The 12,446-nt window shown below is 41.1% G+C and carries 11 protein-coding genes and 1 riboswitch; of the genes, 4 read left to right on the top strand and 7 right to left on the bottom strand.

The genetic code is table 11. From position 1 onward, the window contains the following. The first annotated feature begins 312 nt into the window (after nt 1-312). Nucleotides 313-1,914, top strand: a complete 1,602-nt coding sequence (locus tag K7399_RS05150; RefSeq protein WP_028975564.1) for an alpha-glucoside-specific PTS transporter subunit IIBC — start codon at nt 313-315, stop codon at nt 1,912-1,914. 322 nt (nt 1,915-2,236) lie between these two features. Continuing rightward, a complete protein-coding gene (locus tag K7399_RS05145; RefSeq protein ID WP_028975563.1) occupies nt 2,237-3,007 on the top strand; it encodes a MurR/RpiR family transcriptional regulator in 771 nt (256 codons plus the stop codon). A 658-nt stretch (nt 3,008-3,665) separates the two neighbouring features. Here K7399_RS05145 and K7399_RS05140 read toward each other — a convergent pair. Continuing rightward, entirely contained in the window at nt 3,666-4,292 is a 627-nt protein-coding gene (locus K7399_RS05140) for a cyclodeaminase/cyclohydrolase family protein (RefSeq protein WP_028975561.1), read from the bottom strand. Next, nucleotides 4,279-5,166: a bifunctional 5,10-methylenetetrahydrofolate dehydrogenase/5,10-methenyltetrahydrofolate cyclohydrolase gene (locus K7399_RS05135; protein WP_420542170.1), complete on the bottom strand. Its 888-nt coding sequence runs from the start codon at nt 5,164-5,166 to the stop codon at nt 4,279-4,281. The genes K7399_RS05140 and K7399_RS05135 overlap by 14 nt, the downstream gene beginning before the upstream one ends. Before the next feature lie 43 nt (nt 5,167-5,209). Further along, a riboswitch (ZMP/ZTP riboswitch) is annotated at nt 5,210-5,292 on the bottom strand. Nucleotides 5,293-5,506: 214 nt separating this feature from the next. On the opposite strand from K7399_RS05135, the gene xerS reads away from it, so the two are divergent. Beyond that, nucleotides 5,507-6,580, top strand: coding sequence for a tyrosine recombinase XerS (xerS, locus tag K7399_RS05130; RefSeq protein WP_028975559.1), 1,074 nt, complete (start codon nt 5,507-5,509; stop codon nt 6,578-6,580). Between the two features lie 53 nt (nt 6,581-6,633). Here xerS and K7399_RS05125 read toward each other — a convergent pair whose 3' ends face one another. From K7399_RS05125 to K7399_RS05105, 5 genes are all read right to left on the bottom strand, one after another. Then, nucleotides 6,634-7,329: a YjjG family noncanonical pyrimidine nucleotidase gene (locus K7399_RS05125; RefSeq protein WP_028975558.1), complete on the bottom strand. Its 696-nt coding sequence runs from the start codon at nt 7,327-7,329 to the stop codon at nt 6,634-6,636. Nucleotides 7,330-7,354: 25 nt separating this feature from the next. Continuing rightward, on the bottom strand, nt 7,355-7,927 hold the full coding sequence (locus K7399_RS05120; protein ID WP_028975557.1) for a xanthine phosphoribosyltransferase: 573 nt from the start codon (nt 7,925-7,927) through the stop codon (nt 7,355-7,357). 148 nt (nt 7,928-8,075) lie between these two features. After that, complete coding sequence (corA, locus tag K7399_RS05115; RefSeq protein ID WP_028975556.1) at nt 8,076-9,032, bottom strand: magnesium/cobalt transporter CorA; 957 nt, start codon at nt 9,030-9,032, stop codon at nt 8,076-8,078. 38 nt (nt 9,033-9,070) lie between these two features. Continuing rightward, a complete protein-coding gene (locus K7399_RS05110) occupies nt 9,071-9,613 on the bottom strand; it encodes an EXLDI protein (protein ID WP_028975555.1) in 543 nt (180 codons plus the stop codon). 619 nt (nt 9,614-10,232) lie between these two features. Then, on the bottom strand, nt 10,233-10,676 hold the full coding sequence (locus K7399_RS05105; protein WP_010024159.1) for a MarR family winged helix-turn-helix transcriptional regulator: 444 nt from the start codon (nt 10,674-10,676) through the stop codon (nt 10,233-10,235). Between the two features lie 206 nt (nt 10,677-10,882). Here K7399_RS05105 and K7399_RS05100 point away from each other — a divergent pair, with 206 nt between their 5' ends. After that, a complete protein-coding gene (locus tag K7399_RS05100; protein ID WP_128166721.1) occupies nt 10,883-12,364 on the top strand; it encodes a sugar porter family MFS transporter in 1,482 nt (493 codons plus the stop codon). The last annotated feature ends 82 nt before the right edge of the window (nt 12,365-12,446 follow it).

The following is a 12,446-nucleotide window of genomic DNA, read 5'->3' as shown; positions in this document are numbered from 1 at the left end:
GGTAAATTAGCACGAGGGTTCAAGGATCCTTTCTGCAAGTTGCTTTGGCACGTCGGTTAAGGAGCATTGACAGTTTAGATAAAAACCGGAAAAATTCCCGTAAAATGAAACAATGACCACAAATGAAAACGTTTTCACAGAATACTTGGATTCTATTGCATCCCGTACTAAGTCGTGTAGGATAACGATGTAAGCGCTATTAAAGAAGCTAAAAAATAAATTCTCATGGATCTAGCACTTACATGGACGACTCTTAATCGTTTTCTGTGAGAAAGAAATCGCATTTAAAGCGCAAATGAGAGGGGATTCAGAATGATGCAGAAAATACAACGCTTTGGCGGAGCGATGTTCACACCGGTCTTGTTATTTGCATTTTCCGGGTTAATGCTCGCACTTTCAATCTCATTAACGAACCCGATCCTGCTTGGCAGTGTCGCAAACGAAGGAACCCTTTGGACACAGTTTTGGTCAATGATTGAAAACGGGGCTTGGACAATCTTCAATCAAATGGAGTTGCTATTTGTTATCGGATTGCCAATCGGCTTAGCCAAAGAAGCCAGCGGTCGGGCCGCCATGGAATCTGTAGTCGTTTACCTTACGTTTAATTATTTCGTGAATTCAATACTAACTTCTTGGGGCGGGTTATTCGGTGTTGACTTCTCTCAGGACCTTATTGATGGGGCTGCGGGCAGTGGATTGAAGATGATTGCGGGGATAAAGACGCTTGATACAAGTGTACTGGGGGCTCTGGTTATTGCAGGTATCACGGTATGGATTCATAATCGTTATTTCAGCACAAAATTACCTGATTGGCTTGGTGTATTTCAGGGGTCTTCATTCGTGGTCATCATCGGATTCTTTGTAATGATACCCGTCGCTTTTCTGTTTTGCTGGATATGGCCTATTTTTCAGGGAGGGATTGCGTCATTACAGCATTTTATGGCCACTTCCGGAGTTCTCGGTGTGTGGATCTATTGTTTTCTTGAGCGGCTACTCATTCCGACTGGACTACACCATTTTATCTATATTCCCTTTATGTATGGTCCGGCAGCTGTTGACGGAGGAATTGTAAAATATTGGTTCAGCCATATGCAGGAGTTTGCGGATTCAACGAAGCCACTTAAAGAGCTTTTTCCGGAGGGAGGCTTTGCTTTGTATGGGAATGAAAAAATATTTGCCCCCCCAGGAATTGCCGCTGCATTTTACTTTACGGCTAAACCTGAGAAGCGACGAAAGGTTTTAGCATTGTTGATACCGGCAACACTAACTGCCATGCTTGTGGGAATCACTGAGCCGTTTGAATTCACATTTCTTTTCGCTGCTCCTCTGTTGTTTGTCGTCCATGCAATTCTGGCAGCAACAATGGATGCTGCCATGTTTTTCTTCGGCGTTGTCGGAAGAATGACAAATGGGATCATCGACATGATGACGACTAATTGGATCCCGTTATTTGCTAACCATTGGATGATGTACTTGACACAAATCGTGATCGGTCTCATTTTTACATGCATCTACTTTTTTGTATTTCGATTTTTAATTCTCAAATTTAACTTCCCAACACCCGGTCGTGAAGCTGATGATGAGGAAACAAAATTGTTCACAAAACAAGATTATCGTAACAAAGACAAAAAACACACCCCATCAGCTGAGTCAACAAATCAATACGCAACACAAGCAGCCGCTTATCTCGATGCGTTTGGCGGATATGACAATATCAGCGATGTGACAAACTGTGCCACTCGACTCCGCATCACTGTCAAGGACAAAAGTCTGGTGGGACCAGATCGCGCGTTCAAACAGGGTGGAGCACATGGAGTGGTACGCCACGGAAAAGCGTTCCAGGTAATCGTCGGACTATCTGTACCTCAGGTCAGAGAAGAATTTGAAAAATTAATGCAAATGGGTATCAAATAATCTAAGTGGCGCTGATAATGAACAATTTTCAATCGTATCTGCTGATGGATCCTCATTATCCTCGTGTCAGAGTAGGAGAGTGGGGTGCCTAAGATCATAAACCGTGCCCAAGTTGGGTTAATTGAAATAAACGGATTACCCTGTTACGATTAGCTTAACAGGGTAATCCGTTTATTCATGAGGTAATTGTACAGTTAATCAGCCGCTTGTTCAGCGATGGGGTATGACTTATTGCTGTAAATGATTACGCTTACATTTATCTGTTGCTTGAATTGATCGCTATTAGTATCATATATATAGAGAGCGGACAGGAGTGTCATCAATGGAGCTGGAGATGCTGATTAACAAGTATTACAATAATTTAAATGAAAATGATCGATTAACTCTGCGCTATATTATTAATCACAAACGAGAATGTGTTAGGATGAGTATCACAGATCTTGCAACTTACTGTAATCTCTCTAGATCTTCCATATTGCGAATGACGAAAAAATTAGGATTTTCAGGGTTTAGCGAATTTAAGTACTCTCTAAAAAGTGATATTACCTTTAATAAATTGGAAAAGGAAAATTACTACCAGCAGCTAAACATGGCAATTGAGACTACGCTTAAACGATTTCGGGCAACAGACCGCTTACAAATCTATCATCGCATCCAAATGGCTGAACATATCTATGCCTATGGAACAGGCTGGGCGCAGCGCAATGCAGTACTCGAATTAAAGCGGAATTTTCTAAGCTGTGATCGAAGAATTATTGATCTAACTGCAAAAAAAGAGTTTGAAATAGCGCGTCAATATTTTACAGAACGGGATCTGCTGATTATTATTTCGTTAAGCGGTGAAATTAAAGAGATTATAGAAGATATCCGTATGCTAAAATTCAAGCATGTTCCCGTACTATCCATTACTGATTCAGATTTCAAAAATAATGAGCTTGCAACATTGGTTCCATATAATCTTTACTTTCAATCGATAAATTTTTCTCAACGCAAAAATGGGAATTCAATAGTAAATCCCACTTCGCTAGGTACACTTTTTGTGTTAATTGATACTCTGTTTTTTGACTATCTATTTCGTAATGATGATAAATAAGATGATCATTTAGCAGAAATACAGCATCATTTCAGGATTCGTGCAGCGACCGGATTGGAAAGTATTGAAAGAGGGATTCGAGCAACTTGCCTCGATCAGTGTTATGGAAAAGGGCGATTTCAAACAGATACAGGCGTTTGCAAAGACAAAATTGTGCCAGTTGTGCTAGTTGTGGTAAGAAATCGTACGAAAAATCTATTTGAACAGGAAAAAGCTCAGGCAGGGAAGCCGATCCTTACAATCGAACTGGAAAAACTGAATGGATGGATGAAGGAGATTTGCTTCAAATCAAACGAATTGCGACCGATATGAGCAGGAAACTGCTGAACTCGGAGAAACTAACCGATGAAAAAATGCGGAAACAGCGAGGATGACCAGCGTTTGACAATAAGATTCATCGTTCATAAGTATGCGTCTCGTCATAGCATTGACAGCTCTTTGACAAGAGACGCGATAAAATATAGATGCCGTTAAAGTCCAAGAACAATCAAGAACAATATAATGAGCTGCATAAACTTTTGCAACTCTTTAATCTTAAAAGCAAAGAATAAAAGTAATCAATCTTATTCAAGAAGGGGTAAAAATCTCGCCGCTAGATTACTACGTAAAATATAATTTTGACGAAGTAAAGTCCGAGGATTTAAAAATGATGCCTCCATCAGCCGATTTTATCCATGACAACGTTCATGACCGACTGTTTGATTTTTTGTGCATCATTTAATAAATGCATCCCTTGTTTTTCATAATTGCTGTTTGTTTTTTCATTTTTGATTGATGATAAGTTGATTTTAACGGTCAGCCAAGCCGATTGAATCGCTGCATCAAGCGTAATGACGGCCACGCCAAGGTCTGAAATCACATTCTTGTTATAAATTTGCGAGGCTTTTTCAAGCAGTGCCATGATATCCCGGCTTTGAGTCATTAGTCTGAGCGGAACATTTGCTGCTTGAATCGCTGCTTGCTGCAAACACTCGGAACGTTGTGCACGTTTCTCATCGGTGTCTTTTGGCATTTTCAAAGCGTCCATAAACAAACGGAATGATTCCATATCCTGTTTTGCTATTTGTTCGAATTCATCAATAGCGGTTTTTATCTGTGCAATGATTGTATTCATCTGAGCTGCATTTTTTTCAAAACGTGTACCTGTCGAAAGGCTGGCAACCATGGAACCCATTGATGCACCGAGTGCGGCGCTTACCGCAGCGACGCTGCCGCCTCCGGGCGTTGGTGATGCGGAACACGCAGCCTCAATAAATTGGCGAATGGATTGGTCAAAGACTTTCACGCTGGTCAACCTCCCTTTTTCTTTTACTCGTTTGCAGATGCACCGCTTTGATTAGATTTTCAAATAAGAGCATGGTCGTTACTTTACCAACGCCGCCTGGAACAGGTGTCATTGCTTTAACGAATTCTGCTACCTCAGGCTGCACATCACCCATAATCCCGTTCTTCGTTTCGCTGATACCGGCATCAATGATGATTAAATTGCGATGAACCATGTCAGCCGATATTAGGCCGACCTTCCCCACTGCTGTAATGAGAACATCAGCTTTTTCAATATGCATTCGCAGGTCCTTTGTGTATTTATGACAAACGGTCAACGTTGCATTTTCACGCAACAAAAGTTGTACGAGCGGCTTGCCTACGGTCTCGCCATGTCCAATTAACGTAACATTCTTTCCTTCAAGCGTATAGCCGAAATAGTTCATGATTCGGATACATGCTAACGGAGTTGCTGGGTACAGCCCTTTATTGCCGGTAAAACAAGCGAGTTTATTTGACGGTGTCAGGCCGTCAATATCTTTTTCAGGAGAAATGGCCGCTGCCAAGCGCGCTGCATCAAGATGTTTCGGAAGTGGAAGTTCCAAAATGATGCCGTGAATTGTCGGACAACGGTTCAGCCATTTAATGCGTTCAAGAAGTTCTGTTTCCGTTACTTGTGAATGAACGAAGGTGAGCAAATAACGAATGCCCAGTCTGCGCGCAATTCTTTGTTTAACTTTCGCATAGCATTCTGACGCAGGATCGCCCTGAACAACAATCACAGATATAGTGGGTTCAATTCCCTTCTCTTTCAGTTGCTTAACTTCTATACTTAAGTGATCCAATATTTCACTTGCAAGTGCCGCTGTCTCAAGCAATTTTCCCAATGGATACACCTCCATAAACAAATAAAAAAAGTATTTGGTTGGTCTTCTCCAAATACTTTGCCCAGGCGTACGGCTTATCATTACCTCATGTGCTCCCTCATGGTTCCCCATGCTACGCCAGTTACACACGATATGACTATTACATTAATCATCCCTTACAATATAGCATGGATTGACGTGAAAAGAAAAGCAGAATCCGAAAAAAAGATGATGAATGTCACATCTGCTCAAGATTATTGTTGATGAATCTTGAATTGTCCAGCATTTACTTCGTAAAATATTTGCTAAACCGCTATCATTATGTTATTCTATATATGTTAAATATTACCATTTATATGGAGGCATCCTTATGGCTGACGAACGTTCACAACATCTTTATGAACGAATTGATGAAAAAACAGCGCGTCTTCCCTGGTATGTTCGCGAATACGTGGATAAAAAAATGAGGGTGATGTCCCCTCGATCATTGCTCAACTATTGTCATGACTACTTGATCTTTTTTGATTGGATGATCGCTGAAGGATTTCACCAAGGCGATCGTACGTCGGTACCCTTGGACTGTCTCGAGAAATTAACGCCCCAGTCGATCGAGAATTTCCTTTCCTACCTCCAATTTCGGCTGCAAAATGACAAGTTTACCATGAACCGAAAGCTGTCCTCATTAAAATCACTTTTTAACTATTTACAAAATATTGCTGAGACAAGTGAGCTAAAGCCATACCTTACACGTAATGTGATGGCGAAAATTTCATTTAATAAGATTAAGGAAGATCAAGAAACAGTTGCTCAAAAAATGGCTGGGAAAATCCTTTGGCATGATGAATACGAGGCATTCCGTCAATTTGTGGCGAGCGATTATCGCGAAACGGTCAAGGACAATCGGAAGCTGTTAAATTTTCATACGCAAAATGCTGAACGCGATACCGCGATTATCTCACTGATCCTTGGATCAGGCCTTCGGCTCTCCGAGGTGGTTGGTCTTGACTTACATGATGTTGATTTCCAAAAACGAATGGTTCGTGTTGTGCGAAAAGGAAATAAAGAACAATATGTATTTTTCAGTGAACAAGCAGAGTTGGATCTTGAAGATTATCTAAATGTACGTGCAAAAAAGTATCGGCTGCCGGCTTCGAACCAAGCGTTGTTTGTCGCTGCATCGATGGGTCCAAAAGGGACAACACGGCGACTCAGCGCGCGGGCGATTGAGAATCTGGTTAAAAAGTATGCCATCGCCTTTGGCAAGCCTTCCCTCTCTGTACACAAATTGCGTCACTCGTTTGCAACACGTTATCAAGCGGAAAACAACGATATTCCTAAGCTCCGTCGTCAGCTTGGGCACTCATCGATCCAAACCACCATGATCTACACGCATTTATCAAATGATGAACTGAAGCGTGCAGTCGATAATATGGATCACACCTGATCGCGCATGATCAGGTGTGATTTGTTTACATAAATAATTTAAGGTATCCTGAGCTATTCCGATTTGAGGACAATCGTGGACAACTGCTTTAAATCATCAATTTCATAAGTAGGTTTCAAATCAAGCGGATTGTTCAAATGATTTGGATTGAACCAGCATGTGTCCATTCCGGCTCGATTTCCGCCATACATGTCGGAAATCGGTGAATCACCAATAATTAGTGCATGTTCAGAAGTGAAATTGGGAATGTGGCGTGCTACATACTCAAAAAAACGTTGATCCGGTTTATGATAACCCGTATCTTCAGACACAAAGATCGCCCTAAAGAAAGGCGTCAGTGCTGCATCTGCCAGTCGTTTCCGCTGTGTATCGGCGACGCCGTTCGTAACGACATACAAATCAAAATGGCGCTTTAACTTCTCCAATGCGCGACGTGCGCCCGGAACCAATGGATGAGCCTCACCAAGAAAATGACGGTAGTTTTTCTCCATAGCAATTCCATCCACTGTTTTGCCAAATGCTTTGAAAAGTTTTGAAAAACGGGTGAATAATAATTCATCACGTGTTATATCGCCCTTTTCGAAGTTGCGCCACATTTTTTTGTTCATCTTTCTATAATAATTTTCAATTTCCGAAGTCAATTGAATGTTTTGTTTTTTGAACAGCAGCCGAAGTGCTAACTTTTCCGTTTCCCCAAAGTCAAGCAGTGTATCGTCCACATCAAACAATAAAAATTTATAAGGATGCATGTTTTCCTCTCAGTAAGTGTTTAGTTTAGTCCAAAAACTGGACGTGATGATCGTTCAAAGAAGCGATACGCGCTAACGAATAGACGGCATAGCCAGCCCGGTCAAGTCTGCCTCGCCCCTGTTGAAACGATTTTTCAATGACGATGCCGATTCCTGAGACAGCAGCACCTGCTAACTCAACGAGGCGAGTCAAACCAAGTGCAGCTTCACCATTAGCTAAAAAATCATCAATGATTAAGACATGATCTTCTTTAATAATCGTATCTTTTTCAAGTAATACAGTGTTATGTACCTTTTTCGTAAATGAATAAACGTCGGTTGTTAAGCTGTCCTCATTAATCGTTAACGATTTTTTCTTGCGCGCAAACAGTACGGGGACATTCATTTCTAAGCCGGTCATTAGTGCCGGTGCAATTCCGGAAGATTCAATAGTCAAAACTTTTGTAATCCCGGCATTTTGAAAGTGTATGGCGAAAGCTTTGCCAATCGCTTTCATTAATTGCGGATCAATTTGATGATTGAGAAATCGATCAACTTTCAGAATTTCCGAATTAATCACTGTTCCATCCTTGCGAATACGAGACTTTAATTCATCCACTACAATGATACACTCCCTTATTTGATTAAATAGACTGCTTGTGTAAACGAGTATAACACTTGGATCACAGCTAGCACTAGCCTATCAAGACTGCGTCGCTGCAAAAAAGACCTGCTCAAAGCAGGACGAATGGAACCCAATACTTTATTTACTTATCAAACCAGCCTTTTTTGCGGAACCAATAAAACATGATGAGCGCAATCACAGCCATCACGCCTAGAACAATAAAATAACCGTATCGCAAGTTCAGTTCCGGCATATACGCGAAATTCATCCCATAAATGCCGACAATAAATGTTAAAGGCATGAAGATCGTTGTAATGACGGTCAATGTTTGCATAATTCGATTCATACGGTATGTCGTCAACGACAGATAACTGTCGCGAATATCCGAAGTGATTTCCAAATTCGATTCAATCATATGTGTCAGCCGACTTAAATTTTCATTGATATCGCGCAAAAAAAGTTCCTGATCCCGGCTTGTCTTAATCATTGCAGAGCCGATGATCCGGTGAATGATATCCATTAATGGTGCAATGACGCGGCGAAAACTAAGCAATTGACTGCGTAACTGAAAAACTTTGCGGTTGAGTTTATGGATCGGCTCATTTTTTGCATTCAAGTCCAGGTCATCAATCTGATCCTCAAGATCATTGACAGCCATAATATATTGATCGATCAGTCTGCTCATCAATCGACGTAAGATCTCTTCAGGAATGTGTTCGGGTTGAAACTGTTGATCGGATCTGCAATCATGCCAAACATCATTGACTGCTTTCAAATTTTTTCGGTGAAAGGTGATAAGCTTTTGCTCACTGACATATAGATAGAGTTCATGCGTCTTCAATGTATTCGGACTGATCACGCGCATTGAAACAGAGTAGCTGTCCTTGAATAATTTCAGTTGCGGACGATTGGGCTGTTTTTGAACAAGCTTATTCTGCCGGTAAAACTCTGGAAAGAAATGTTTGACTTCTTTTAGCTCTTCTTCCGTTGCCGCACTGATGTCCAGCCAAAAGTTGTCCGAATCCGCGGATGCTAATTTTGAAAGAGCCAAGTTTGAAACCAATTGATTCTGCTGATCATGAGTCAGTATCCGTATCACAGAAACAAGCACCTGCCTTTTGTCGACTCAAGAAATGGTTAGATATCAAGAAATTCTCCATCTTTGATTTCATGCAAGGCATGGTATAAATCAGTGGGCACCTTGCCGATAAGGTCATCAATGGAGTTATAAACACTTAAAATCCGTTTATCTGGGATCAGATCATCCGATTCGGCCGTCAGCGAAAGACCACTGGTACTTTCTCCTGCAATTTTCTCCATAATCCTTTTTCGCAGTTCGTTTTCAATCGATTGTTCCAAAGGGATACGCTTCTGTTCGCGGATGTAGACAGCGTATCGGCCATGGGTCGTTTCATAAACCGTATAGGTTGTTAGTATTGAATGATCCTCATCGTGCACACTGGCAGAAGCAAGTTCACGTCCGATGAATCGTTTCCTTTTATAATAACCATCTTCACCTACAGAGACTTCAATATGTTCAAAACCTTTCCCCTCTCCGATCTTTGTATAAAAGCGGAGTGCCTGTACAATCGTAGCGGACAGATTTTTACCGGATACTTCTTGGGCTTGTTCAAATACTTCCAAATCAGCGTCTGGAACATAAATGGTCTTATTCGGCATCAACGTACGCTCCCTTTCTTCGCCTACTTAGTTTATACATATAAATATACACGCTTTATACGTATATTAAAAGCGGTATATACAGAAAATATACATATATTTTCTGTATATACCTATGTGGGATGTACATATATCGTAAAATACACCTACAAAATAATAAGAAAAACCGGCAAAGAGCACCTGGTCGTTAATCTCCAGCCATATGTGATGGGCTCGTGTCTTCGCGGTGCTGAATCGTCGCTGTGGGTACTTGCTTGCCGCTGGCGCCAGAGTACCTCCGCTTTGGATTCTCGGCCAAGACACGGGTCTATTGGTTTGAAGACGGGGAAAAACGTATACTTTCTTATCCTGCAAAAGAGACGCTGACAGATCGTCTTCTACAGGACAAGACGGATGCTTTTTATCTCAGCTCAGTTTTTAGTCATAAATTGCTTGAGACTGGGCCGATTGCCCTCATTATTATCCGGATCGATCCCATTGGTTTCTTTAAAGCTGATCGACAGAATTATGTAAATCGCTGTAAAAAGGCTGCGCTCAGATGCTTATAAAGCGAACACAGCAATTAAACAAACGTTTATTTAAAACGAAACTTATGTTATATGCGGTCAATCATCGACAATTACTGATTGTCTAATTTTTTCAATAACTGAAGGAACTGTTTTTGTTCTTTGATCGATAATCCTTTAAACCGCTTCAAGAAAAATTGTCTCTGCTCAGGAATCATTTGTTCATACACCGCTCTGCCCTTTTGTGTTAACAGGATGTACTTTGTCTTCCAGTTTTGTTCGCGGTTCAAATAGCCTTCTTTTTCCATCTTTATAATGAGCTGCGTAATGTTTCCTTTTGTGAAAAACATCATTTCAGCGAGCTGCTTTTGCGAGACATGTTCATTTCCCCCAACTTTAACAAGCAGTTCGAGTTGAGAAATCGTAAAGTTCCATTTTTTTAGAAATTGACTGTAACTTTTTAATTGAACATGATAGGCACGAGACAGCTGAAACCACAGTTGGATTGCGGTTTCCGAAAGGTTTTCTGTTGAATTTCCTGTTGTCCTTATTTTCAATTTATTTCACCTTTTTTGACTTAATATCGGTTTAATGCTAAACTTAAAATGCCCCTGATAAACACAGAGTAAAAGAGTTGGATTTTCGCTTCGTTGGTCAAACTTGACTGATCGCGGGTTAATTCCAACAAATTGATCTGTATGCATGAACAAGCAAGGTTTCCTTGCTGCTTTTTACTCTAAGGAGGAGATTTGTTATTAGTAGTATGAATAAACCTTTAGAATCGTCAAACGATCCCGCGAGGTTGGATCATCGTCAGCAACAGAGCAGTACTACAAATCATCCCAAAAGATATTTGAAAACGATTACTCTCATTTCTTCATTCGGTGGCCTTCTTTTCGGGTACGACACAGGCGTGATCAATGGTGCCCTTCCCTATATGGCCAGACCCGATCAATTAAATTTAAGTGCGTTCTTGGAAGGACTCGTTGCGAGTTCATTAATATTAGGCGCCGCATTTGGAGCTGTATTCACCGGAAAATTAGCAGACAGCAAAGGAAGAAAAAGAGTCATCATGTATCTTGCCTTTGTATTTCTGGTGACCACAATCGGTTGCTCATTTGCTCAAAATGCTCAAGTCATGATCTTCTTCCGCTTTTTACTTGGATTGGCGGTTGGAGGAGCTTCCGTTACCGTACCTGCATTTCTTGCAGAGGTTTCTCCAGTTGAACTCCGCGGCAGAATGGTTACTCAAAACGAGCTGATGATTGTTACCGGACAGCTCCTTGCCTACACGTTTAATGCTGTACTTGCAAACTATTCTGGAGGCGTTTCCCATATTTGGCGTTTTATGCTTGTACTTGCTACGCTTCCAGCAATTGTTCTATGGATTGGCATGTTCTTCGTTCCCGAAAGTCCCAGATGGTACGCTTCTAAAGGAAAATTTAAAAGCGCATGGCGTGTTTTAATGAAAATTCGACATCCGAAACGAGCGAAGCTGGAACTCACCTCAATTAAAAAAGCGGTTCATACCGAACAGAAGCTTTCTAAAGCGTCATTTAAAGATTTGGCTATTCCTTGGATCAGAAGAATTGTTTTTCTTGGTATCGGCTTATCGGTCATTCAGCAAGTGACAGGCGTTAATTCAATTATGTACTATGGTACACAAATTCTAAAAGATTCAGGATTTAGCACAAATGTCGCGCTGATCGCAAATGTTGCGAATGGGATCATTTCCGTGCTTGCCGTATTTTTGGGAATTTGGCTGCTTGACAAGGTGAATCATCGTCCCATGCTCATGATTGGCTTCGCAGGTACTTCTTTTGCGTTACTTATGATCAGTATATTTTCAATGACTTTGAACGGAACAGCTCTATTACCCTATTTAGTGCTCAGCATGACCGTCATGTTTCTGGCTTTTCAACAATCGACCATTTCTCCGGTTACTTGGCTGATGCTGTCGGAAATCTTCCCACAGCGTCTTCGTGGGCTTGGTATGGGTGTATCTGTTTTTTGTCTTTGGATAACCAACTTCATGATCAGCCTATTGTTCCCGGTCATTCAAGAATTTATCGGTCTTTCAGCCACATTCTTTCTTTTCTTCCTATGCGGTATTGCTGCCCTTCTTTTCGTCAAACTCGCTTTACCGGAAACGAGAGGAAAATCGCTTGAAGCGTTGGAGATCTATTTCCGCAATAAAGGACGTAAAATTGCAGTCGGCGATCAAAACAGTAAGCTAAGGTTATGAAATAAACCGTTCTATTGGAAAGAGCAGCTTTTTGCTGCTCTTTCTTTGTGTTTGCTAGGATTGATGCAGTTCGTCCTACATC

Origin of the sequence: Sporolactobacillus terrae, from assembly GCF_019930545.1 — a bacterium.
In the GTDB taxonomy this organism is placed as follows: domain Bacteria; phylum Bacillota; class Bacilli; order Bacillales; family Sporolactobacillaceae; genus Sporolactobacillus; species Sporolactobacillus terrae.
The sequence above is the reverse complement of the archived record's forward strand: the minus strand, read 5'-3'. Positions and strand labels throughout refer to the sequence as shown.